The sequence below is a fragment of the Bacillus sp. YBsi01 genome, assembly GCF_038406745.1.
Taxonomy (GTDB): domain Bacteria; phylum Bacillota; class Bacilli; order Bacillales; family Bacillaceae; genus Bacillus; species Bacillus siamensis.
In genome coordinates, this window is sequence record NZ_CP151679.1 from 2,620,575 (window position 1) to 2,643,604 (window position 23,030).

General features: G+C 46.8%; 23 protein-coding genes and 1 pseudogene. 6 read left to right on the forward strand and 18 right to left on the reverse strand.

Features of this window, described 5'->3' with window-relative positions; all coding sequences use genetic code 11:
• Positions 1-60: 60 nt before the first annotated feature.
• Positions 61-741, reverse strand: coding sequence for a stage II sporulation protein R (gene spoIIR / locus AADZ70_RS13150; RefSeq protein WP_047475866.1), 681 nt, complete (start codon positions 739-741; stop codon positions 61-63).
• Between the two features lie 160 nt (positions 742-901).
• On the opposite strand from spoIIR, the gene AADZ70_RS13155 reads away from it, so the two are divergent.
• The gene (locus tag AADZ70_RS13155; protein WP_045926574.1) at positions 902-1,276 is read left to right on the forward strand and encodes a UPF0715 family protein; all 375 of its coding nucleotides are present in this window, start codon (positions 902-904) and stop codon (positions 1,274-1,276) included.
• On the opposite strand, the gene AADZ70_RS13160 is transcribed toward AADZ70_RS13155, so the two are convergent.
• The 3 genes from AADZ70_RS13160 to prfA form a co-directional block, all read right to left on the reverse strand.
• Complete coding sequence (locus AADZ70_RS13160) at positions 1,263-1,541, reverse strand: DUF5316 family protein (RefSeq protein ID WP_029575295.1); 279 nt, start codon at positions 1,539-1,541, stop codon at positions 1,263-1,265. The two genes, AADZ70_RS13155 and AADZ70_RS13160, sit on opposite strands and share 14 nt — an antisense overlap.
• 70 nt (positions 1,542-1,611) lie before the next feature.
• Entirely contained in the window at positions 1,612-2,472 is an 861-nt protein-coding gene (gene prmC, locus AADZ70_RS13165) for a peptide chain release factor N(5)-glutamine methyltransferase (protein ID WP_198698184.1), read from the reverse strand.
• A 1-nt stretch (position 2,473) separates the two neighbouring features.
• Positions 2,474-3,544: a peptide chain release factor 1 gene (gene prfA, locus AADZ70_RS13170; protein WP_029575294.1), complete on the reverse strand. Its 1,071-nt coding sequence runs from the start codon at positions 3,542-3,544 to the stop codon at positions 2,474-2,476.
• Positions 3,545-3,655: 111 nt separating this feature from the next.
• Between prfA and AADZ70_RS13175 the strand changes: the two genes are divergently transcribed.
• Positions 3,656-4,039: a VOC family protein gene (locus AADZ70_RS13175; protein ID WP_045926575.1), complete on the forward strand. Its 384-nt coding sequence runs from the start codon at positions 3,656-3,658 to the stop codon at positions 4,037-4,039.
• A gap of 111 nt (positions 4,040-4,150) precedes the next feature.
• A complete protein-coding gene (gene racA, locus AADZ70_RS13180; protein ID WP_342007154.1) occupies positions 4,151-4,714 on the forward strand; it encodes a chromosome-anchoring protein RacA in 564 nt (187 codons plus the stop codon).
• A gap of 33 nt (positions 4,715-4,747) precedes the next feature.
• Here the strand turns inward: racA and AADZ70_RS13185 are convergent, their stop codons facing one another.
• From AADZ70_RS13185 to spo0F, 11 genes and pseudogenes are all read right to left on the reverse strand, one after another.
• Positions 4,748-5,704, reverse strand: a complete 957-nt coding sequence (locus AADZ70_RS13185; RefSeq protein ID WP_016937625.1) for an AEC family transporter — start codon at positions 5,702-5,704, stop codon at positions 4,748-4,750.
• An 85-nt stretch (positions 5,705-5,789) separates the two neighbouring features.
• On the reverse strand, positions 5,790-7,487 hold the full coding sequence (gene malS, locus AADZ70_RS13190; protein ID WP_016937624.1) for an oxaloacetate-decarboxylating malate dehydrogenase: 1,698 nt from the start codon (positions 7,485-7,487) through the stop codon (positions 5,790-5,792).
• A 276-nt stretch (positions 7,488-7,763) separates the two neighbouring features.
• Positions 7,764-8,354: a thymidine kinase gene (locus AADZ70_RS13195; protein ID WP_016937623.1), complete on the reverse strand. Its 591-nt coding sequence runs from the start codon at positions 8,352-8,354 to the stop codon at positions 7,764-7,766.
• 83 nt (positions 8,355-8,437) lie between these two features.
• The gene (gene rpmE, locus AADZ70_RS13200) at positions 8,438-8,638 is read right to left on the reverse strand and encodes a 50S ribosomal protein L31 (RefSeq protein WP_003151132.1); all 201 of its coding nucleotides are present in this window, start codon (positions 8,636-8,638) and stop codon (positions 8,438-8,440) included.
• Positions 8,639-8,760: 122 nt separating this feature from the next.
• The gene (gene rho / locus AADZ70_RS13205; RefSeq protein ID WP_003151107.1) at positions 8,761-10,047 is read right to left on the reverse strand and encodes a transcription termination factor Rho; all 1,287 of its coding nucleotides are present in this window, start codon (positions 10,045-10,047) and stop codon (positions 8,761-8,763) included.
• A 100-nt stretch (positions 10,048-10,147) separates the two neighbouring features.
• Positions 10,148-10,253, reverse strand: a pseudogene (locus AADZ70_RS13210) (hypothetical protein); the annotation flags it as partial.
• Between the two features lie 203 nt (positions 10,254-10,456).
• Complete coding sequence (glpX, locus tag AADZ70_RS13215) at positions 10,457-11,422, reverse strand: class II fructose-bisphosphatase (RefSeq protein WP_016937621.1); 966 nt, start codon at positions 11,420-11,422, stop codon at positions 10,457-10,459.
• A 33-nt stretch (positions 11,423-11,455) separates the two neighbouring features.
• Entirely contained in the window at positions 11,456-12,745 is a 1,290-nt protein-coding gene (locus AADZ70_RS13220) for a UDP-N-acetylglucosamine 1-carboxyvinyltransferase (RefSeq protein WP_016937620.1), read from the reverse strand.
• Between the two features lie 292 nt (positions 12,746-13,037).
• Entirely contained in the window at positions 13,038-13,676 is a 639-nt protein-coding gene (gene fsa / locus AADZ70_RS13225) for a fructose-6-phosphate aldolase (protein WP_016937619.1), read from the reverse strand.
• 118 nt (positions 13,677-13,794) lie between these two features.
• Positions 13,795-14,652 carry a class II fructose-bisphosphate aldolase gene (locus AADZ70_RS13230; RefSeq protein WP_342007155.1) on the reverse strand — a complete coding sequence of 286 codons (858 nt, stop codon included), beginning with the start codon at positions 14,650-14,652 and terminating at the stop codon, positions 13,795-13,797.
• A gap of 176 nt (positions 14,653-14,828) precedes the next feature.
• On the reverse strand, positions 14,829-15,203 hold the full coding sequence (spo0F, locus tag AADZ70_RS13235; RefSeq protein WP_095241197.1) for a sporulation initiation phosphotransferase Spo0F: 375 nt from the start codon (positions 15,201-15,203) through the stop codon (positions 14,829-14,831).
• Positions 15,204-15,367: 164 nt separating this feature from the next.
• Here spo0F and AADZ70_RS13240 point away from each other — a divergent pair, with 164 nt between their 5' ends.
• Complete coding sequence (locus tag AADZ70_RS13240) at positions 15,368-15,889, forward strand: DUF2529 domain-containing protein (RefSeq protein WP_045926576.1); 522 nt, start codon at positions 15,368-15,370, stop codon at positions 15,887-15,889.
• 47 nt (positions 15,890-15,936) lie between these two features.
• On the opposite strand, the gene pyrG is transcribed toward AADZ70_RS13240, so the two are convergent.
• The 3 genes from pyrG to AADZ70_RS13255 form a co-directional block, all read right to left on the reverse strand.
• Entirely contained in the window at positions 15,937-17,544 is a 1,608-nt protein-coding gene (gene pyrG, locus AADZ70_RS13245) for a CTP synthase (glutamine hydrolyzing) (protein ID WP_016937615.1), read from the reverse strand.
• 240 nt (positions 17,545-17,784) lie between these two features.
• Entirely contained in the window at positions 17,785-18,315 is a 531-nt protein-coding gene (gene rpoE / locus AADZ70_RS13250) for a DNA-directed RNA polymerase subunit delta (protein WP_016937614.1), read from the reverse strand.
• A 227-nt stretch (positions 18,316-18,542) separates the two neighbouring features.
• Positions 18,543-20,651 (reverse strand): (Fe-S)-binding protein, encoded by a 2,109-nt coding sequence (locus tag AADZ70_RS13255; RefSeq protein ID WP_064777912.1) that lies wholly within the window; start codon positions 20,649-20,651, stop codon positions 18,543-18,545.
• A 138-nt stretch (positions 20,652-20,789) separates the two neighbouring features.
• On the opposite strand from AADZ70_RS13255, the gene cls reads away from it, so the two are divergent.
• Positions 20,790-21,989 (forward strand): cardiolipin synthase, encoded by a 1,200-nt coding sequence (gene cls / locus AADZ70_RS13260; protein WP_342007156.1) that lies wholly within the window; start codon positions 20,790-20,792, stop codon positions 21,987-21,989.
• Positions 21,990-22,001: 12 nt separating this feature from the next.
• Positions 22,002-22,964 carry a UV DNA damage repair endonuclease UvsE gene (uvsE, locus tag AADZ70_RS13265; protein WP_342007157.1) on the forward strand — a complete coding sequence of 321 codons (963 nt, stop codon included), beginning with the start codon at positions 22,002-22,004 and terminating at the stop codon, positions 22,962-22,964.
• The last annotated feature ends 66 nt before the right edge of the window (positions 22,965-23,030 follow it).

Below are 23,030 nucleotides of genomic sequence, written 5' to 3' on the forward strand. Positions count from 1 at the left end.
CGTTTCGATCAACTCTTTCTTCCAATCTATGAATCGAATCCGGATTTATGCCTTTTTGCTTCAGGAAAACAGATCTGAAATCCAATCGACGAGGAAAAACTTCACTTCAGTATCATCGTCATCTTTATTTTCTTTCTTCGCTTTATCAGCTTTCGCTTTGACGTCATCCATCACTTTTTCTGTCTGTTTTTTCGTTTCTTCCTGCTTCTGTCCGCCGTCTTCCTGATCTTTCACCGCTTCACCGTTTGAAAAATCAAGGAAGCATAGCGGCGGAAACAAGACGCACCACCAGTTGGCGCCCTCGCCATTGCCGAGGGTAATTAAAATCGCTTCATATTTTCCGGCCGGATAGACCATATTGCCGTAAAGCTTTGTCGGAAACGAAATTTTATTGAATTCAACTGAAACGGATTGATGCGCACCTTTTTCTTTCATTGTTTGTTTGGCGATTTCTTTAATTTCAGGAAGCTTTGAACGGATGAGCCGCCGCGCTTCTTCAATAGAAGTGATATCTTTCACCCAGCCCGTGATTTCCTTGTTTACAGCATCTCTGATCTGGCGCTTGAGCGTTTGATCCTCATCGTTATCACTGTTGGCTAAGATCCGAAGCCGTATCGCTTCATCCGGTATGACAACGGGCTCATTGGCTGACGCCCGCGCTGTTTCTTCTTTCGTTAAGCCCGCAAGCGCTCCTGATAATAAAAGAAAAATATATATGCAGATCATCATTGTCTGTTTCATCGGTCCCCACCGTTCCTCTCCGTGCTTTTTTATCTAGTCTCATTATGGACATGACCGAAAAGGTTTAAACCGGCGGGAAGAAAAAAATCTAGCAAGCTGATAATCTGCATTGACAGACTCAGAATATGGTACGATATTATTTTGATAGGAGGGTTTTCAGATGAAATATAATTACACCGTGCTGCTGTCGGCGGCATGTATGTCTGTCATTTATTCTATTTTGTATGTTCATCAATTTATTTTCGCGGCTTTCATTTCGATGGCATTTTATTTTTTGTTTCCCTATTTGATTTTTGCGCTGCCGCTTCAATACTTTTTGAATAAAAAGCCGAAGAGATTTCATCCGCTTTATTTCCTTTATTATTTAGGAACGTCATTTGTCGCAAACGGGATCATCTTCGGTCTGTTGCAGCCGTCAGGCCAATCTCTGTTTTCTAATTCGGCCTTTTATATTTTTGCGGTTTTAACAGCCGCCGTCTATTGGGTGTGGGATTCCGTATTGCTGCAAAGACAAAGTCCGGCTACAGAAGCGTAATCAGCAGACAGACGGCTGAAGGCAGAGCGGCGCAAAAGAAAACGGCTGCCATCTTTAAACGGGCGTGCCGGCCTTCTTTTGTTTCAGAATGATAATTGGCCCGCTGTTCTGCTCCGCTTACGGCCAACCCGGAAACGATGATCGCTGTGATGATAAGAACGGCCGTAACGGCACCGAAAATGCCGTCAAAGCCAAACGGCAGAACAAACCCCGCCGCATAAGCTGCGGCGGCCAGTATACAGCCGAAAGCAAATGCTTTTTTCAAGGCGGATACCCCTTTCATTTTCTTTCCATTGTAACAAAAGCCTGCCGTGTGCGTCACCGGCAGGCTTTTTTCATGATGTGATGACCGCGGATACGGTTCTGTCTTTTCCATTGATGTCCTTTATGACTTCCACTTCCGCATTCGGAAAGGAATGACGGAACAGGTCTTTCACGGCTTTTCCCTGATTATATCCGATTTCAAAGACGACAAGCGCTTTATCTTTCATGACAAGAGGCAGCTCCTCCATAAACCGCTTGTAGAATTTTAAACCGTCTCCGCCGTCCGTAAGAGCATGAAGCGGCTCATGAAAACGGACGATATCGGATAACTCCGCCATCTCTTCTTCAGAAATATACGGCGGGTTGGACACAATAATATCCGCTTTTATTCCTGATGAAATAAAAGGAGTTAAAAGATCTCCCTGCAAAAAGCGGACGTCCGCTCCGAGGTTTTGCGCATTTCTTTCCGCCACCTGAAGCGCTTCTTTTGAAATGTCCGAAGCCGATACTGAAAAATGTCCGCATTCAAGTGCAAGCGTCACCGCAATGGCTCCGCTCCCCGTTCCGATATCAATTACATTCAGGCGTTCTCCCTCAGAAAACACCCGCTTCTGTCTGTCCAGCAGATGAAAGACGACTTCTTCCGTTTCCGGACGCGGAATGAGAACATCGTCATTCACAAAGAATTCCCTGCCGTAAAACTGTTCTTTCCCGATAATATATTGAATCGGAATGCCTTCTTTATGCATTTCCACATGCCGTCTGAAACGGTATAGCTCATCCTCGCCGACAGGCTCCTGCAGACTTGCGAGAAGCTTGCTCCGATCCATTCCCGTATCATTTAACAGCAGCAGCTCGGCCGCGTTTTTTTCTCTTCCCGCTTCGGTTAAATAAGAAGAAGCCCAGCTTAGGGCTTCAAAAACGGTCTTCATCTTAATTTTCCGCCTGCTGGAGCTTGCTTGACTGGTCTTCTACGATTAACGCTTCAACCACTTCATCAAGCTTTCCTTCAAGGATTTGGTCCAGCTTTTGAATCGTCAGTCCGATGCGGTGATCCGTCACACGGTTTTGCGGGAAATTGTATGTGCGGATACGTTCAGAACGATCGCCTGAACCGACGGCTGATTTGCGTGTCTGATCATATTCAGCCTGGGCTTCCTGCTGGAATTTGTCATAGATTCTGGCGCGGAGCACCTTCATCGCTTTTTCTTTGTTTTTAATCTGAGATTTTTCATCCTGACAGGATACGACGACACCCGTCGGCAAATGCGTCAGGCGTACGGCCGACATTGTCGTGTTTACGCTCTGTCCGCCCGGTCCGCTTGATGCGAATGTATCGACGCGGATATCCTTTTCATGGATGTCCACTTCTACTTCTTCCGCTTCCGGAAGACACGCCACCGTCGCCGTAGACGTATGAATGCGGCCGCCTGATTCCGTTTCCGGCACCCGCTGCACGCGGTGCGCCCCATTCTCATACTTCAGCTTGGAGTACGCGCCTTTTCCCGTAATCATAAAGATGATTTCCTTGTAACCGCCCGTTCCGGTCACGTTTGCTTCCATGACTTCGGTCTTCCAGCCTTGGATTTCGGCATAACGGGAGTACATTCTGTAGAGATTTCCCGCAAACAGCGCGGCTTCTTCTCCGCCCGCTGCGCCGCGGATCTCCATGATTACGTTTTTGTCATCGTTCGGGTCTTTCGGGATGAGGAGCACTTTCAAACGCTCTGATAAGGTTTCGGTCTCTCCCTGCAGCTCGGAGATTTCTTCCTTCACCATTTCTCTCATATCGGCATCAAGCTTATCCTCAAGCATTGCTTTCGCATCGGCAAGCTGTTCTGATGCGTCTCTGTATTGTCTATAGACTTCAACAGTTTCCTGTATATCAGATTGCTCTTTCGAATATTCTCTAAGCTTTTTCGGATCGTTGACCACTTCCGGATCACTTAAAAGCTCATTTAATTTTTCGTATCGTTGTTCAATTGACTGTAAACGGTCTAACACGGTCTTCACCTCTGTTTTCCTGTGCGTAACATTCTCATTATAGTATAGGGCTTATCACCAGTCAAAAGCAATCGGCCTCTGCTATACTGAAACAAAAAAGGAGGAGCGGATATGCTGAAATCCATCCACCATATAGCAATCATATGCTCTGATTATGAAAAGTCGAAAGCTTTTTACACCGAAACGCTCGGTTTCGGCATTATAAAAGAAACCTATCGAAAGGAGCGCGGGTCTTATAAACTCGATCTGGCGCTGGACGGCACATATGTGATTGAATTGTTTTCCTTTCCCGATCCGCCCGAGCGGCCGACCCGTCCTGAAGCAGCAGGTCTCCGGCACCTCGCCTTCACTGTAAACGATCTTGAAGCGGCTGTCAGGGAGTTAAAGGAAAAGGGCATCGACACAGAACCGGTCAGAACCGATCCGCTGACGGGGAAACGCTTTACCTTTTTCTTCGATCCCGACAAGCTTCCGCTGGAATTGTATGAAGCGTAACGTTTTTTGAAGAAATGTTGCTTTCTTTGGCGAATTCCTTCTTGTTTTGTCTAACATGAAGGGAACGCCGCCTCATGGTCGAATACCTAGCTGAAAAGGAGGTATGTGATCATGAATACAAACATGGCCGCGAAAGAACTCGGTGTCTCCGCAAAAACGGTGCAAAGGTGGGTCAAGCAGCTGAATCTTCCGGCTGAACGAAATGAGCTCGGGCATTATTCCTTTACGCCTGAGGACCTTGATGTACTGAAATCGGTCAAACGGCAAATTTCTGAAGGCACTGCTCTGCTGGACGTGCAAGTGCCCCGGCAGCCGAAAAAACGGACGGGCTTTATTTTGCAGCGGCCGAAAAACAGCGGCGGCGCCGAACAAAGGTTGGCAGAGCTGGAACGCAAACTGGATATTCTCACGAAAGAGAAACAGGACGGGGACCAACTGCTATCAAGAATAGCTGAGCTGGAACGCCAGCTGAAACAAAAGGCGGATGAAGGTGTGTCTTATCAGCTTCTACAGCACAGACGGGAAATCGACGACCTCAATGCCGAATTGCAGACATTGGCCTCCCGCATCCAGGAACTTGCCCAGACAGCTCCCCTCTCAGAAACAGCCGCTTCTTCAGAACATAAGAAACCCAGAAAAAAAACGAGATTTTCGCCTTTTAAATTTCAATTCTAATTAAAAAAGCTCCCTGAAGCAGGGAGCTTTTCATTATGCAGTCAGCGCAATGATGATCGGCAGTGAGATTAGAGATAAAATCGCACTGATCACGAACGCAGACGCAGTTTCTTCCTCTTGTTTTTCGAAACGTGTGGCAATCATCGCCGCTACCGCAGATCCAGGGAATGCAACAAGCAATACCGCTTTTGTGATCTGGTCAGCCGGAAGTCCGACTGCAAGAGCGATCAAGTACATCAGTGCAGGCTGAACGGCAACTTTTAACAAAGCGATACCGAAAGCCGGCACACTGAGCTTGATGTTGCGGATACCGACAGTTACACCGACGGCGAAGAGCGCAACACCTGATGTTGTGCTTCCGAGCTGCTCAAGCATTTTATCGCCGAGCTCAGGAAGACTTACACCGAACAGCACAAGGATGATACTGATGAGCGGTGCAGCCGCAAGCGGTTCGGAAAGACCGTGAAGAATAGACTTACCAGTCATTTTCCAGAAATTCTCATTTTCACTGTCTTGCTTCTTAGATGACTCACCGACAGTAGCGATAATGATCGCAATCGGATCAAGCATAGCGTTAACCACGATACCCGTTACGGCAATAGGAATCGCTACTTCGTTTGCGCCGAATAAGCTTCCGAGTACAGGAATACCCATAAATGCAAATGTCGGCTGTGCTGAGTTTAAAGAAAATACAGATGAGTTCGTTAAATCATACTTAAAGATGAATTTACAAACCAGCAGAATGACGATATAGAATCCGACGATCCCGATGATCAAAGCGATCATTAAAGGAACCTGTGTTAAAAACGCACTTCTTGAAGTGGTTAAAATACTGGCGATAAAATGCGCCGGAAGCGCGTACTTCGTAACTAAGGTACTTACCCCTTTTGCTGACTTCGCGTCATAACTTCCGAAGCGACCTGCGAACCAACCCAGCACGATCACGAAAAAGATCGGTGCCAGGAGGATTAAAATATCTAAGAAGCTCAAAATATTCTCCTCCAAATCCTTAATGTCCGTATACTTTAGCCTTTATATAAAAGCTTTCCCTCGGACTGTAAAATTAATCGTAAAATTATTTAGCTACAACTTGTTTGTATTGCGGTTTCCACATTGCATCAAGAACGGCTTGTTCTACATTTTCAGGAATGCGGTTTGCCACGCCTTCTTTAATTGCAGTTTCTGCTACGGCGATCGCAACTTTAATTGAAACTTCTTGTAAGTCGCTCATGCTCGGCAGAAGACCTGCACCCGGTGTTTCAAAATCAACGCTTTCTGCGATTGCGTCAGCAGTTGCCGCAAACATTGCAGGAGTAATCACTTTCGCTTCTACAACGATTGAACCGAGGCCAAGTCCAGGGAACGCGAATGCGTTGTTAGATTGTCCGATTTCATGAGAAACGCCATTGTACTCAACATTGTCAAACGGGCTTCCTGTTGCCACAAGAACTTTACCGTCAGTCCATTTGAAAAGATCGCTAGGAACGGCTTCAGCAAGCGGTGTCGGGTTAGACATCGGCATGATGACCGGACGCTCAACATGTTTTGCCATTTCTTTTACGATTTCTTCACTGAATGCGCCGCTTTGGCCTGAAGTACCGATTAAGATCGTCGGTTTTGCTTGACGGATCACTTCAATGAAAGGAATTTGTCCATTTTCATCGCGTTTCCAATCTTTAATTTCTTCAGCTGTGCGCAGGTACGGCTCTTGGAAATCAAGAATGTTTTCCATACCTTCAACTAACAGGCCTCTGTAGTCCATTGTGTAGAATGCTTTGTTGGCTTCTTCTTCAGAAAGACCGGCAAGCACCATAGTGTCGCGGATTTGGTCAGCGATTCCGATTCCGGCAGATCCCGCACCGAAGACAACCACACGCTGATCTTTAATAGAAGCGCCTGTTTTCTTCATCGCTGCAAGCACACCTGCAAGCGTAATCGCACCAGTACCTTGAATATCATCGTTGAAAGTAAGAATTTCATGATTGTATTTCTTCATGATATTGCGCGCGTTTTTGTTTCCAAGGTCTTCCCAGTGAAGAAGAGCTTTAGGGAAATATTTAAGCGCAGCTTTTACATAAGCGTCAATGAAAGCTTCATAACGTTCGCCTTGGATACGTTCATGGCGGTTACCGATGTATAAAGGATCGTTCAGAAGTTTTTCATTGTTCGTACCGACGTCAAGAACGACAGGAATAACACGGCTTGGATCAATACCGGCAGCGGCTGTGTATACAGCTAATTTACCGATGGCGATGTTGATTCCGCCTACACCCCAGTCACCGATTCCGAGGATGCTTTCTGAGTCTGTCGCAACGATCAGATCAATATCGCCGGCAGTGGCATGAAGGTTTTCAAATGCTTCTTCAATGCCTTCCACATTGTCGATAGAAAGGTAAATCCCTTGAGGTCTTCTGTACTCATGGCTGTATTCTTGAATCGCTTCACCTACAGTCGGTGTGTAAACAACCGGCAGCATTTCGCGAAGATGGTTTTGAAGCAATTTAAAGAAAAGAACTTCGTTACGGTTTTGCAAATCATTCAAATATACGTTTTGGCGAAGGCGGTCCGGCTGAGCCTGAAACTGCTCGTATGCGCGTTTAGCCTGCTCATCAAGAGACAGAATTGTCGGAGGAAGCAGCCCGTCTAATCCAAGGCTTTTTCTTTCCTCTGCTGAAAACGCAACGCCTTTATTTAAAGTAGGGATAGATAGAACTTCTTTTCCTCTTAAAGTAGTTTCTAAGTTGCCTTCCTTCGTTACTTTAATATTATTCAAGAAAATCTCCTTCTTTCTTCAAATAGTTAACAAAGTTAAGTAATTACCCAATTTGGCTAATGTGATCGCGATCTGCTATATCTTTTTTTGACAATTATTCGAACAATGTCTCATAACTATTTACATTACTTAGTCATTTTATGCCTGTAAAAATGAAAATTCAAGAGATGAAAATTACTTAATTTTTTCATACTCTTTTTTAAGTTATTTAACTACAATATTTGAAAAAACGTCAAAAAAACACCGGATCTTTTACCGATGTTTTCATGAAAAGGGTTATTTATCAGTCTGTTTTTTCGGCACTTCGTGATGATGCCTGCATCTCGCTTCATATGACTCCGACGCGCCGACTAAAATGACCGGATCATCATAGGAAGCGGGCTTCCCGTCAATTAAACGCTGCGTACGGCTTGCCGGCGACCCGCAGACAGAGCATACCGCCTGCAGCTTCGTTACCGATTCGGCAACCGCCATCAGATTCGGCACAACACCGAACGGCTCTCCGCGGAAATCCATATCAAGTCCGGCCGCGATGACACGATAGCCTTTATCGGCAAGCCGGGATAAGTCGTCAATGATCGATTCGCCGAAAAACTGCACTTCATCTACCGCGATGACGTCCGTGCTTTCACTGATATGATCCCATATTTCAGCCGAAGACGAGATGACGTGGCTTGTCATGGATGTGCCGTTGTGAGAAACGACGGCTTCCTCACTGTAGCGATTATCAATGGCAGGTTTGAATACCTTAACCTCCTGCTTCGCATATGTCGCTCTTTTCACTCTGCGGATCAGCTCTTCTGATTTCCCAGAGAACATGCTGCCGCATATCAGCTCAAGCCATCCGCTTTGCTTCATTATGTACATAGGCTATCCGCTCCCCTTTTTTCCTGTTTATAGACATAAAAAACAGGCAAGAAGCAATTCTTGCCTGCCTGTAAAATCTATTATTACTTAAGACCGTATTTTTTGTTAAAGCGATCAACACGACCATCAGCAGAAGCGAATTTTTGACGTCCAGTGTAGAATGGGTGGCATTCAGAGCAAATCTCAACGCGTACCTCTTCTTTTACTGAGCCTGTTTCAAATTCATTTCCGCAAGCGCATTTAACTGTTGCTTTTTTGAAATTAGGATGAATTCCTGCTTTCATTGTATCCATCTCCTTCCGCCCTGAATCCCATGTGGAAACAGAGTTATTATTCCGGAGCGAATCCGGAACGCATATGAGAGAATTATATCAGTCATTTACTGCATTTGCAAATACATTTTTTATCAGCGGCGGGCTGATGATGACAGGTTCGCCTGCTTCCATTCTTGGTTGATCAGATCGAAGAATTCCTGATTTGTTTTCGTTTTTTTCATTTTTCTCATAAACTTCTCTGCGAAGTCCGGAGAATCAGACATCGACTTGCGGATCGCCCATAAACGGTCAAGATGCTCTTTCGGCACGAGCAGCTCTTCCTTCCGTGTGCCGGAGCGGCGGATATCGATCGCCGGGAAAATCCGTCTTTCCGCAAGAGAACGGTCAAGGTGAAGCTCCATGTTGCCCGTTCCTTTAAATTCTTCATAGATGACGTCATCCATCCGGGAGCCCGTGTCTACGAGTGCCGTCGCTAAAATGGTCAGGCTGCCGCCCTCTTCAATGTTTCTCGCGGCACCGAAAAAGCGCTTCGGACGATGGAATGCAGCCGGGTCAATACCGCCGGAAAGCGTACGTCCGCTTGGCGGGATAACGAGGTTGTAAGCGCGTGCCAGACGGGTAATGCTGTCCATCAGGATGATAACGTCTTTTTTGTGTTCAACGAGACGCATCGCCCGTTCAAGCACAAGCTCCGCTACCTTGATGTGGTTTTCCGGCACTTCATCAAACGTGGAGCTGACGACATCGCCCGCTACGGAACGTTCGATATCCGTTACTTCTTCCGGTCTTTCATCAATTAAGAGCACGATTAATTCAGCGTCAGGCTGATTTGTCGTAATGCTGTTAGCGATTTCTTTTAACAGCATGGTTTTACCGGCTTTCGGCGGCGCCACGATCAGACCGCGCTGGCCGAAACCGACGGGAGCCATCATATCGAGAATCCGTGTTGAGAGATAATTCGGTTTCGTCTCAAGCACCATTTGGCGGTCGGGATAAAGCGGTGTCAGCGCAGGAAAATGAACGCGCTCCTTCGCGGATTCCGGATCATCGCCATTTACCGCTTCAACGTGCAAAAGTCCGTAATAGCGTTCGTTCTCTTTCGGCGGGCGCACCTTGCCGGAAACTTTGTCACCGTTTCTTAAATCAAAGCGGCGGATCTGGGAAGCAGAAATGTAGATGTCTTCTGAGCTTGGCGAGTAATTAATCGGTCTGAGGAAGCCGAACCCTTCCGATTGGATGATTTCGAGCACGCCTTCCATAAACAGAAGATCCTCCTGCTCGGCGTTGGCTTTCAGTATGGCAAAGATTAATTCTTTTTTGGTCAGTTTGCTGTAATAGGAGATTTTATAATGTCTTGCCAGTTCGTACAGTTCTTTTAATTTCATATTTTCCAAAGAGGAAATAGATACGTCTTTCATAAAAAACACCACGCTTTTCATAGTCAATGTATTGCTGTTTTCATTCAAATCGGCTGCTTTGCATGATTCCGCCAAAGCACATTCTTTTATAAAACATTCAGGAACTTCTATCGGTAACACTTCCACCCATGATCGGCGCTTTTTTTAAAAAGGATTGTCTTAATGAGTTTTGAAGGAAGCGAGGACAAAAACTTGAGAAGATCAATATTTATATCGTCTGTATGCGGTAGAATTTGAAAATTTCCCAGTACTCAAAAGAAGGAATGACACAGAAAAATCGCAGCACTCTTTATTTTTACCTCATTTTAAAAAATTATTCAACTTAAATAATGCTTTGACATATAAATGATAGGGTTGACTCTTTTTTGCAAAAGAAAAGCGGGACGGAAAGTCCCGCTTTTTTCTCTATTTATGGCCGGATCACAAGATTTGGTTTTTTCTTCAGGCTGTGTCTTCCGTCAACGAATCGGACTGTTCCTGATTTCGCCCGGATAACCAGACTTTCGGTCGTGCCGACTGTGCCTTTGAACTGAACGCCTTTCAAAAGCTCTCCGTCCGTTACGCCCGTTGCCGCAAAAATGGCGTCGTCTCCCCTCACAAGGTCCTCCATCCGGAGCACTTTGGATACATCAAGGCCCATCCGCTCACAGCGGGCTTGCTCTTCCGCACTTTGCGGCAGAAGCCTGCCGATGATTTCACCGCCGAGCGCTTTTAACGCAACGGCAGACAGCACGCCTTCTGGTGCCCCGCCTGAGCCGAAGAGAATGTCTACGCCCGTATGGTCAAAGGCCGTATTGATGGCGCCCGCGACATCACCGTCGTTGATCAGTTTGATTCTGGCGCCGGCCTCACGCAATTCAGAGATGATTCTTTCATGTCTGTCGCGATATAAAATGGTTGCCACGACATCTTCAATGTCTTTGTTTTTCGCTTTCGCAACAGCTTTTAAGTTATCAATGACAGGAGCTTCGATGTCGATGCAGCCTACCGCTTCAGGTCCGACCGCAATTTTTTCCATATACATATCAGGAGCGTTCAGCAGTGTTCCATGGTCAGCGACCGCGATCACCGTCAGCGCATTCCAGCCGCCGCTGGCTACGATGTTAGTGCCTTCAAGAGGATCGACGGCGACATCGACGCGGGGGCCGTATCCGTTTCCGAGCTTTTCGCCGATGTAAAGCATCGGGGCTTCGTCCATCTCGCCTTCCCCGATAACGACCGTGCCTTTCATCGGCACCGTGTCAAACACGTCACGCATGGCGCTTGTCGCCGCATCATCGGCTTCATCCTTTTTCCCGCGGCCCATCCATCTGGCAGATGCTAAAGCCGCCGCTTCAGTAACCCGAACCAATTCCATTGATAAGCTTCTTTCCATTTCAACACGATCTCCTCTCAAAAGTCCGCATTTCTATGAATTTTGGAGCTGTTCTATCTCTTCGTCCGTCAGCCTCTGCCGCCAGATTGTGGCGCCCAGGCCTTCGAGTTTTTTCTCAAGATTGCTGTAGCCGCGGTCCAAATGCTCAAGACCGGTAATTTCGGTTACGCCGTCGGCCATCAGCCCTGCTACGACCAGACAAGCGCCTGCACGCAGATCGCTCGCCTTTACTTTTGCGCCCTGCAGCTCGGCCGGACCGGTGATAATCGCTGACCTGCCTTCCACTTTCATGTTGGCTCCCATCCGTCTCAGCTCATCAATATGTTTAAATCTGGCCGAGTAGATGGTGTCAGTCACGACACTCGTGCCGCCCGCTCTCGTTAACAAAGATGTCATCGGCTGCTGAAGGTCAGTCGGGAATCCCGGGTAAACAAGCGTTTTTACGTCGACCGGTTTTATCTGCTTCTGCCCGCCGAGCATAAGAAGCTGGTCGTCACTCGTCTCGATGTGAAAACCCATTTCCCTGAGCTTTGCCGTCAAAGACTCCAGGTGGGTCGGTATGACATTATCAATAATGACTTCTTTCCCCATCGCCGCGCCGGCGATCATAAAGGTGCCCGCCTCAATTCTGTCCGGGATGATGGTATGTCTGCACCCGTGCAGCTCTTTCACGCCGTCGATTCTGATCACATTGGTTCCCGCGCCTTTTATCTTTGCGCCCATGCTGGTGAGCAGTGTGGCAACATCAATAATCTCAGGTTCCTTGGCGGCGTTTTCTATCACGGTTTTTCCTTCAGCGAGCACAGCGGCAAGCATGATATTGATCGTCGCCCCGACGCTGACGACATCTAAATAAATCCGTGCGCCTCTCAGCCTTTCGGCGCGCAGATAAATCGCGCCTTGTTCATTGGTGACTTCAGCCCCAAGCGCCTCAAACCCTTTTATATGCTGATCAATCGGCCGAGGCCCGAGATGGCACCCGCCCGGCAGTCCGATGACCGCCTGTTTGAAGCGGCCGAGCATCGCGCCCATTAAATAATAAGAAGCGCGGAGTTTTTTCACTTTGCCGTTGGGAAGCGGCATGCTGATCATCGGTGAAGGGTCCACGACCATTTCTCCTTTTTCAAAATGGACGTTTCCGCCGATTTCTTTCAGCAGGTCACGCAGCGTTTCAATATCTGAGATCTCCGGAAGCCCTTCGATCGTTACTTCGGAATTTGCCAGAATGGTTGCGGGTATCAATGCGACGGCGCTGTTTTTCGCACCGCTGATATGTACGGTTCCGTTTAACGGATCGCCGCCGGCAATATTCAACTTTTCCATGATAGTCTCCTTCCATAAGAAGATAGCTGCGGAGCATAAATAAAATGGCATTTTATTCTGTCTCTGCAAATAAAGCTCTTGTCCAAAATGTAGCCAATTCGAAGAGAAAGAATACAAGGACATTATAAAATAACAGGAAGAAAATAGCGAAGCTTTACGGGGCATTTTTTACACAGGATGCACAGAGACCCGCCGGGTTCACATTCCGGGGAACTTTGATATGAAGGCCCGCCGTCAAACAGGAAATAGGGTGCGGCAAACGGATGCAACCGGTTTGCCGCCCATTACACCCTTATTTATTCCAGTCTGCCAAAAATTGCTCAATGCCTTTATCCGTTAACGGATGTTTTGTCAGCTGGTGAATGACTTTCAGCGGCATCGTACCGATATGTGCACCGCGCAAAGCCGCTTCAGTCACGTGCTGCGCATGACGGATGGAAGCTGCGATGATTTGTGTATCAATGTCATGAAGGTCAAAAATCTGTCTTACTTCTGAAATCAGGTCAAGGCCGTTATGGCCGATATCATCCAGGCGGCCTAAGAACGGAGATACATAAGTCGCTCCGGCTCTTGCGGCTAAAAGCGCCTGGTTGGCGCTGAAGATGAGCGTTACGTTTGTTTTTATGTTCAGGTCGCTCAGCGCTTTTACGGCTTTTAACCCTTCAGACGTCATTGGGATTTTCACCGTGATATTCGGCGCGATTTTCGCCAGTTCTTTACCTTCTTCAATCATTTCTTCAGCATTCAGGGAAATGACTTCTGCGCTTACTGATCCGCTCACGACTTCCGTAATTTCACGAAGTCTGTCATGGAAAGTCACGTCAGCTTCTTTTGCTACTAAACTAGGGTTTGTCGTCACTCCGGCAAGAACGCCAAGTTCGTAAGCTTCTTTAATCTCGTCAATGTTTGCTGTATCAATGAAAAATAACATAAGGAAAGCCTCCCCAGTAATAAGTTTTCAGAACTGTAAAACATGATTGCGCTTTCTAAAGGTAAGACATAAAACCGCCTGTCAATGCTGTCAGGCGGTTTATGGATGTTACACCGGATTAAGCTTGGTTTGAAGAACCGAACTCACGCATTTTACCGATAACCGTTTCTTTGATCGCTTCACGAGCAGGTCCAAGATATTTACGAGGATCGTATTCGTCCGGCTTAGCTGCCAATGTTTCGCGGACAGCTTTTGCAGAAGAAATTTGGTTTTCAGTGTTTACGTTGATTTTAGCCGTACCAAGTGAGATTGATTTTTTAATGTCGGCAGTTGGAATTCCTGTACCGCCGTGAAGTACTAACGGAAGGCCGGTTGATTTGCCGATGTCTTCCATTTCTTTGAAACCGAGGTTCGGTTCGCCTTTGTAAGGGCCGTGAACAGAACCTAATGCAGGTGCAAGGCAGTCGATGCCAGTGCGCTCTACAAGTTCTCGACACTCTTTAGGGTCAGCATAGATTACGCCTTCAGCGATAACGTCATCTTCCTGTCCGCCGACAGTTCCGAGCTCAGCTTCAACTGAAACGCCGTGGAAATGAGCAAGCTCAACCACTTTAGATGTAGTTGCTACGTTTTCCTCAAACGGATGGTGAGATGCGTCGATCATTACAGAAGTGAAGCCTGCATGAATCGCTTTCGCACAAGATTCAAAGCTTGAACCGTGGTCTAAGTGAATGGCAACAGGTACTGTCACTTTGTATTCTTCCATAAGAGCTTTAACCATGGCAACGACTGTTTTGAAGCCGCCCATGTAGCGTCCCGCGCCTTCTGAAACACCTAGAATAACCGGGGATTTTTCCTCTTCTGCTGCTTGTAAAATAGCTTGAGTGAACTCAAGGTTATTTAGGTTAAATTGTCCAACAGCATATCCTTTTTCTTTAGCTGTATTCAACATTTCCGTCATTGAAACTAAAGGCATGTCGAAAGTCCTCCTTATGTAGCCTGATTTGCTTCTTCTCGAAAAAAGCTTTCCACCCTATAGCATGACCATAAAAACCTGTCATATGTAAAACAACAGATCGCTTTTTCTCCATCTCTAGGATACCAACTTTTCGACAAATCGGCAACACAATGACATAATTGTTTCTAATTTTATTAATTCGATTTTAGAGGTAAATATTTTTTCACCGCGTCTCTGATCTCGTCAATGTCGAAAGGTTTGGCAAAATGAGTCAGCGCTCCGAGCTCTTTTGATTCCTTAATCATATCGAGTTCTCCGTAAGCGGTCATAATAATGACGCGGATGGAGCCGTCGATCATTTTCATGCGTTTGAGAATTTCGATTCCGTCCATGCCGGGGATTTTCATATCTAAAAGCACAAGATCCGGCCGTTCTTTCGTTACGATGTCCAGCGCCTGTATGCCGTTGGCGGCCTGAAACGTCTGGTACCCTTCTTTATGAAACACTTCATTGAGCAATATACGTATACCGTATTGGTCATCTACGATTAAAATCTTTTCATTCATCATTTTACACCCCAATATTATCATTTTCGTCAAAAGGAAGCAGTTGTTAATGTATTCTGTTTGATTTTCACATTTCCTTTAATTATAATAGTCTACTTTCCGACATTTTCTGAGCATTTTCTCTTTTGTTGTATACTGTTCTTGTAAGTGTAAAGGAGGTTTCACTCATGTTAAAGATCTTTACGACGCAGCTTGCAGGCATTTTTTCCCGCATTCAGGATAAGGAATCCGAAGCAATAGAAGACGGCGCGCGGCTGCTGGCTCAGGCTGCCGTCAGCGGCCATTCCATCTATTTATACGGCGCAAATGAGATGCAGGGCATTTTGTGCGAGGCGGAACTCGGCTCTGAACCGATGCCTTCGGTCAAGGCGTTTCCGGATACAGCTGATTCGATTACAGAAAGCGACAGGGTGCTGATGTTCTGTTCAGGCCCGGGTACGGCTGAAGAACAGGCGCTGGCAAAAAAACTTTATGAAAAAGGGATCGGCCTTGTGTGCGTGTCTCCCGTCATCAAGGATCAAACCGGGATTGAGGCATTTTGTGATGTTCATATTGACAGCAAATTAAAAATGCCGCTTCTGCCCGATGAAGACGGAACAAGATACGGCTTTCCTTCATTAATGACAGGCCTGTATGTCTATCACGCACTGTCCTTTACATTAAAGGAAATGGTGCAGGAATATAACTGATGAAGAAAAAAGACTTGCCGCTTTTAACGGAGGCAAGTCTTTTTTTATTACTTCTGTTCGGCAGCTTGTACGGAAGCGCCGATAAAGTCTTTGAATAAAGGCTGAGGTCTTGTCGGTCTTGATTTGAACTCAGGGTGGAATTGGCAAGCGACATACCAAGGATGGTCTTTCAGCTCGATAATTTCCACAAGGCGGCCGTCAGGGCTTGTGCCTGAGAACACAAAACCGTTCTCTTCCATTTGCTGTCTGTATTCATTGTTGAATTCATAACGGTGGCGGTGGCGTTCGTATACCACTTCATCCGCATACGCTTCGAAAGCTTTCGTGTCTTCCTGAAGCTTACAAGGGTACAGACCGAGACGAAGCGTTCCTCCGAGATCCTCGACATCTTTTTGTTCAGGAAGAAGGTCAATGATCGGATAAGGAGTGGACGGATCGATCTCCGCAGAGTGAGCCCCTTCCAGACCTAATACGTTTCGCGCATATTCAATAGATGCAATCTGCATACCGAGGCAAATGCCGAAGAACGGAATTTTATTTTCACGCGCGTACTTGGCGGCGATGATTTTTCCTTCTACACCGCGGTCTCCGAAACCGCCGGGCACGATGATTCCGTCTGTGCCGTCAGTCAGCTCTTGAATATTGCTTTCTGTCACTTCTTCGGCGTTAATCCATTTGATCTTCACATCAGCGTCAAACGCATAGCCCGCATGGCGCAGTGATTCAACGACTGAAATGTAAGCGTCCTGAAGCTCGACGTATTTTCCGACGAGGCTGATTGTAATGGTTTTAGACAAGTTTTTCACTCTTGTGACAAGGTCTTTCCATTCCGTCATATCCGGATCTTTGCACTCTAATTTCATATGATCGCAGACAAGCTTATCGAGTCCCTGCTCCTGAAGGTTAAGCGGGATGGAGTAAAGGTTGTCCGCATCTTCACATTCAATAACCGCTTTCGTGTCAATATCGCAGAAGAGCGCGATTTTATCTTTCATATCTTGAGAAATCGGCATTTCTGTGCGCACGACGATGATATTAGGCTGAATGCCGAGGCTTCTCAGCTCTTTTACGCTGTGCTGCGTCGGTTTTGTTTTCAGCTCGCCCGCCGCTTTGATGTACGGAACAAGCGTACAGTGAATGTACATTACGTTTTCATGACCGATGTCGCTTTTCATTTGACGGATGGCTTCAAGGAACGGAAGGGATTCGATATCTCCCACAGTTCCGCCGATCTCAGTAATGACTACATCTGCATTTGTTTCTTTGCCGGCGCGGTAAACGCGGTCTTTCAATTCATTTGTGATATGCGGAATGACCTGAACCGTTCCCCCGAGGTAGTCCCCGCGGCGTTCTTTCTTCAATACAGCAGAGTAGATTTTACCGGTCGTCACGTTGCTGAATCTGTTCAGATTAATGTCAATGAAACGCTCGTAGTGCCCTAAGTCAAGGTCAGTCTCAGCGCCGTCATCGGTTACGAACACCTCACCGTGCTGGTACGGGCTCATCGTTCCCGGGTCAACGTTGATATAAGGGTCAAATTTTTGGATGGTGACGCTCATGCCTCTGTTTTTCAACAGGCGGCCCAGTGATGCTGCCACAATTCCTTTTCCGAGTGAAGATACAACTCCCCCGGTTACAAAAATATATTTCGTCATTTCGTTTGCTCCTCTCTTCGGTCTGCGCTACATTCTTTAAAATGTGCCGTTTTATAGAAAATCATTTCACTAAAAACAAATGATGTATAAAAGAATTTGGGAGATGAAAATAAGAAAGCTCCCTTTCAATTTCTTGAAAGGGAGCGTAGCACTCTTATGAATTCTCTTCTTTTTGAAGAGCCCAAAATACATACTACATAGTTCGACAATGAAAGTCAAGATCGTTTTGCTGCTATGAAATCAGCGTTTTTGATCCTCGTCTTCATCCTCATCATCTTCCTCATCTTCTTCAAGCATATCCTCTTCGATCTCAAGATCGTCGTCATCTTCTTCATCGTCGATATCTTCGTCGTCAAAGCTGTCTGCTTCAAGATCAATATCTTCTTCCAATTCATCGAGATCGATGTCATCTTCATCAACTTCCTCGAATTCGTCAAGATCAAGATCTTCCTCAACGGCTTTTTTCGCTTTTTTCTTTTTCGCTTTTACAGTCGGCTGTGTTTCTTCGTCCAGCTGATCGTACGGATACCAGCTGCGAAGCCCCCAAGTCTGATCTGACAGAGCAATAAAGCGGCCGTCAATGTTGAGGTCGGTATAAAATTGGGCGATGCGGTCACCCAGTTCCTCTTTCGTAACACCGAGCAAGGAAGTAATTTCATTCAGCAGCTCCTGGAACGGAACCGGTTTTTTATGTTCTGAGAAAATTTCGTGAGCGATTTCAACTAAAGCCATCTGCTTCAGCTGTTCCTGAGAATATTGTTTGATACTCAAGGTCGGACACTCCCTTTCTATTACTTATATGTATCTGTTTCTATCCTATAATAAGAACGATTTTGTATTGTTTTGTTCATAAACCATACCTCTCATTATAAACAAATTAAAACAGAATATGCTACCCTTAACAGTGTAATTTAAGAAATTTTAGAGGCGTCCCTTCATAATTCGGCCGATGTGCGAAAACAAAGCCGCCGGCATATGCGCGGGCGGCCTGCTTCTCTCTATGAAGACTCTTGTTTTTCCGTACCGAATACAGACATGGCGAGCAATTCACTGACATCATAAGTGCCGATCGCGTCTTCGGCTTCTTTCGCTTTTGTACCGTCACCGAGCATGGTCAGGCAGTAAGGGCAGCCGGAGCTGATGACCGTCGGGCTGACAGAAAGCGCCTGCTCAGTCCGGGCCGTGTTGATTCTCACTCCCGTTTCTTCTTCCATCCACATGAGGCCTCCCCCGGCGCCGCAGCACATTCCGTTTTCGCGGCTGCGCTCCATTTCTTTCAATTGAACGCCCGGGATGGCTTTTAAGATCGCTCTCGGCGGCTCATACACTTCATTGTATCTGCCTAAATAGCATGAGTCATGGAAGGTGATCGTTTCATTCACCGGATGAAGCGGTTTTAGTTTCCCCTGCGACACCAGCTCGGCTAATAATTCAGTATGATGATAGACTTCAGCCTGGAATCCGAAATCCGGATATTCATTTTTGAACATATTATAGGCGTGCGGGTCAATCGTGACGATTTTTTTGATCCCGTGTTTTTCAAATTCGCCGATGTTGTGTTCCGCCAGCTCTTGGAACAGAAACTCGTTGCCTAAACGGCGCGGCGTATCGCCTGAGTTTTTTTCTTTATTGCCGAGTATCGCAAAGGATACGCCCGCTTCATTGAGCAGTTTTGCAAATGAGACGGCGATCTTTTGGCTTCTGTTGTCATAAGAACCCATTGAACCGACCCAAAACAAATATTCAAACTCTTTCTCTTGTTTTTTCATTTCTTTCACTGTCGGAATCTCTGTATCCGTCTGCTCCCGCCAGTTTTCCCGCTCTTTCCGGTTTAAGCCCCACGGGTTTCCCTGTCTTTCAATGCTTGTCATGGCCCGCTGCGCGTCGCTGTCCATCTTCCCTTCCGTAAGCACAAGATAGCGGCGCAGATCGATAATTTTATCAACGTGTTCATTCATGACCGGACATTGATCTTCACAGTTGCGGCATGTGGTGCACGCCCAGATTTCCTCTTCCGTAATGACCTCGCCGATTAAGCTTGGGTTGTAGTCAATGGCTGCCGCCGCTTCACGCGATCCTCCCCCTGAGGAAGCCGCGGCGAGCTGATTCGCCTTCGTGTGCTGAAAAACGGGCGCGGGCACCCACGGAGATTTTGATGTCACGGCAGCGCCCTTTTCCGTCAGGTGGTCTCTCAGCTTTAAGATGAGATCCATCGGTGAAAGCATTTTGCCCGTACCGGAAGCAGGACACATATTTGTACAGCGGCCGCATTCGACGCAGGCATAAAGATCGACAAGCTGGGAGCGGCGGAAGTCTTCAATCTTTCCGACACCGTAGCTTTCTTTCGTTTCATCGGTGAAATCAATTTTTTCCAGTTTCCCTTTTGAATCCAGCCTGCTGAGGAACACATTCGCCGGACCCGCAATTAAGTGTGCATGCTTTGACTGCGGCACGTACACTAAAAAGCTGAGCAAAAACAACAGATGAAGCCACCATGAAACATAAAACACGGCGGCTGCGGCCGGTGCTGAAAGACCGCCGAGCACAAACGCAATGGAGGAAGCGATCGGCTCCGTCCAGGACAAAGAATGATCGTGCCATAAAAGGTTCATGGCGTTCCCGAGAAGCACCGTCACCATCAGTCCGCCGATGAACAGCAGGACAAGCCCCGCTTTAAACCCGCGTTTCAGTCTGACGAGTTTTTCAATGTAGCGCCGATAAAACGCCCAAACCACAGCGATTAAAATAAGAAACGTGACGATTTCCTGAAAAAAGGTAAACGCCGGATAAAGCGGGCCGAACGGCAAATGCCGGTCGGGAAGCAGCCCTTTCAGAATAAAATCAATTGCGCCGAACTGAACAAGTATAAATCCGTAAAAAAACAGAACGTGGATGATTCCGCTTTTTTTATCTTTCAGCAATTTTTTCTGTCCGAACACATTCACCCATATCATTTGCAGACGTTCTTTCAGGCGTTTATCAAATTCTTCCCTTTGGCCGAGCTTAATATAAGCGATCCTCGTTCTGATCAGGTAAACGAATAAATAAACGGCGTAAGCGGTTACAGCTAAGAACAGCAGCGCGTTTACCATGAGAAAAGCGTTCATCTTGTCTCCCCCTTTGTTCTGATTCCCCTCTGCATTGTCATATCTTTACTTTATCATAAATAATGAATGAGTGTTCAGTCAATAATTAAATTCGCATTCTCAGGGCACACTACGGATACTTCGGAAAGGAGCGTCGGTATGAAGGTCTTTGTTGTGTTGCTTATCATTTTCATCATATTAATCGCACTTATGCTGCTTGATATGCTGCTTGGCCGGGCGGCGTACAAAAAACAGGCGTATGAGCCCGTCTTTGACCCGAAAAAGAGTGATATCAGACTCATTCACTGCGGCGGCGAGCTTGTGCAGCAAATGACGGCCGATATCCGCCAAGCCGTCTCTTCTATTCATATGATGTTTTTTATTATGAAGAACGACCAAGTCTGCCTTGATATGTTTCATTTATTGAAAGAAAAGGCGCAGGCCGGCGTCTCCGTATATCTGCTGCTTGATTGGGCGGGCAGCCGCCAAGTGAAAAAGCCTTCTATTCAAACGATGAAAAAAGCCGGCGTTCACGTTCATTTTCTGAACAAACCCGGATTTCCGTTTCTTTTTTTCAGGCTGCAAAAACGGAATCACCGGAAAGTAACCGTCATTGACGGCAAAATCGGCTATGTAGGCGGATTCAACATCGCGGAAGAGTATCTCGGCAAAAAAGCGAAGTTCGGAAACTGGGAGGATTATCATCTGCGGATGACCGGCGAAGGCACGGCGGATCTCCAGACTCTTTTTTTAAGCGACCTGAAACGAAACACCGGAAAAACACCCGAGTCACCCGAAGTTTATCCGCCGTTGCCGGAAGGGAATATCTCTCATAGGACATATGCGTCGGACGGCTTTTCGCTTGAATCGCATTATGAAAACTGCATCCTTAAGGCGGAGAAAAAAATCATAATCGGCACGCCTTATTATGTACCGAGCAAAAGGCTTCAGGCAGCGCTTATTGCAGCCTGCCGAAAAGGCGTCAAAGTCACCTTGATCGTGCCGATGAAGTCAGACCATCCGCTCGTTCGGGAAACAGCGTTTACCTATTATCCCGAGCTTTTGAAAGCCGGCTGTCTCATCTACCGGTATTATCAAGGCTTTTATCACGTCAAAGCCTTCATTATAGACGACCGCATCAGCATTATCGGTACGCCGAATTTTGATAAACGGAGCCTGTTCTTGAATGAAGAAGTGAATGTCATCATTAACGATGAGGCCTTTACGGAAGAAGTGCTCTCAACCATAAAGCAGGACATCGAAAAATCCGAGCTTCTCACATTAGAAAAAGTGAAACAGCGCTCCTTCAGACAGCTTCCTGCAGAATGGCTGGGAAAAGCCATATCTTATTTTTTATAAAGGAGAAACCATATGCTGTTCAGATTCGGTTTCGTTTCAAACGCCATGTGCCTTTGGGACGCATCCCCCGCCAAAACCTTAACATATGCGCGCTATACAAAACTTTCACCCGGCGAGCGGAAAGAGGCCCTGCTTTCTGTGACGAAAGCAAATCTTACCAACACGCTGCGCACCCTCCACTATGCGGTCGGACACGGCATCCCTTTGTACAGGTTCTCAAGCTCGATTGTGCCGCTCGCCACGCACCCGGATGTACTGTGGGATTTTGTCACGCCGTTTCGCCAGGAGTTCCGTGAGATCGGCGGGCTGGTCAGAAAATATGATCTCAGAACGAGCTTTCACCCGAACCAATTCACCCTTTTCACAAGCCCGAAACGGGAGATTACCGCTAATACGGTCAAGGATATGGCCTATCATTATGACATGCTGGACGCCATGGGCATCGCGGACCGCTCCGTCATTAACATTCATATCGGAGGCGCTTATGGCGACAAACAAAGCGCGCTTGACCGTTTCAGCATGAATCTGAAAGAACTCCCCGATATCATCAAACAGCGGATGACTTTGGAAAACGATGATAAAACGTATACATCTGAAGAAACACTCAGTGTATGTGAACAAGAGGGCATTCCGTTTGTGTTTGATTATCATCATTTTTACGCCAATCCGACCGATGACGCTGATTTAGATGACATTCTCCCGCGGATGATGAAAACGTGGCAGCGGATCGGCTTAAAGCCGAAGGTCCACCTCTCCTCGCCAAAATCAGAAGCAGCCGTGCGCAGTCATGCGGACTATGTGGATGCGAATTTTATTCTGCCGGTGCTGGAGCGGTTCAGACAATGGGAGACGGACATCGACTTTATGATTGAAGCGAAAGAGAAAGACCGGGCGCTGCTTCGGCTCGTCGAAGAATTAAGCGCTATCCGCGGAGTCAAACGTCTGGCGGGAGGCGTGCTGAGGTGGAAAGCATAACCAGGTTTATCACCGGTTTATATGGGGAATTTCCGAAATAACAGACCATCAGACGGAGGAGAAAAC

Coding starts and splice junctions, on each gene's coding strand:
- AADZ70_RS13230 (WP_342007155.1), bottom strand. CDS start 14,652: ATGCCTTTAGTTTCAATGACGGAAATGTTGAATACAGCTAAAGAAAAA.
- glpX (WP_016937621.1), bottom strand. CDS start 11,422: ATGGAAAGAAGCTTATCAATGGAATTGGTTCGGGTTACTGAAGCGGCG.
- spo0F (WP_095241197.1), bottom strand. CDS start 15,203: ATGATGAATGAAAAGATTTTAATCGTAGATGACCAATACGGTATACGT.
- rho (WP_003151107.1), bottom strand. CDS start 10,047: ATGAAAGACGTATCTATTTCCTCTTTGGAAAATATGAAATTAAAAGAA.
- uvsE (WP_342007157.1), top strand. CDS start 22,002: ATGCTGTTCAGATTCGGTTTCGTTTCAAACGCCATGTGCCTTTGGGAC.
- racA (WP_342007154.1), top strand. CDS start 4,151: ATGAATACAAACATGGCCGCGAAAGAACTCGGTGTCTCCGCAAAAACG.
- AADZ70_RS13240 (WP_045926576.1), top strand. CDS start 15,368: ATGTTAAAGATCTTTACGACGCAGCTTGCAGGCATTTTTTCCCGCATT.
- AADZ70_RS13220 (WP_016937620.1), bottom strand. CDS start 12,745: ATGGAAAAGTTGAATATTGCCGGCGGCGATCCGTTAAACGGAACCGTA.
- prmC (WP_198698184.1), bottom strand. CDS start 2,472: ATGAAGACCGTTTTTGAAGCCCTAAGCTGGGCTTCTTCTTATTTAACC.
- rpmE (WP_003151132.1), bottom strand. CDS start 8,638: ATGAAAGCAGGAATTCATCCTAATTTCAAAAAAGCAACAGTTAAATGC.
- fsa (WP_016937619.1), bottom strand. CDS start 13,676: ATGTTATTTTTCATTGATACAGCAAACATTGACGAGATTAAAGAAGCT.
- spoIIR (WP_047475866.1), bottom strand. CDS start 741: ATGAAACAGACAATGATGATCTGCATATATATTTTTCTTTTATTATCA.
- cls (WP_342007156.1), top strand. CDS start 20,790: ATGAAGGTCTTTGTTGTGTTGCTTATCATTTTCATCATATTAATCGCA.
- AADZ70_RS13155 (WP_045926574.1), top strand. CDS start 902: ATGAAATATAATTACACCGTGCTGCTGTCGGCGGCATGTATGTCTGTC.
- AADZ70_RS13255 (WP_064777912.1), bottom strand. CDS start 20,651: ATGAACGCTTTTCTCATGGTAAACGCGCTGCTGTTCTTAGCTGTAACC.
- AADZ70_RS13175 (WP_045926575.1), top strand. CDS start 3,656: ATGCTGAAATCCATCCACCATATAGCAATCATATGCTCTGATTATGAA.
- AADZ70_RS13195 (WP_016937623.1), bottom strand. CDS start 8,354: ATGTACATAATGAAGCAAAGCGGATGGCTTGAGCTGATATGCGGCAGC.
- pyrG (WP_016937615.1), bottom strand. CDS start 17,544: ATGACGAAATATATTTTTGTAACCGGGGGAGTTGTATCTTCACTCGGA.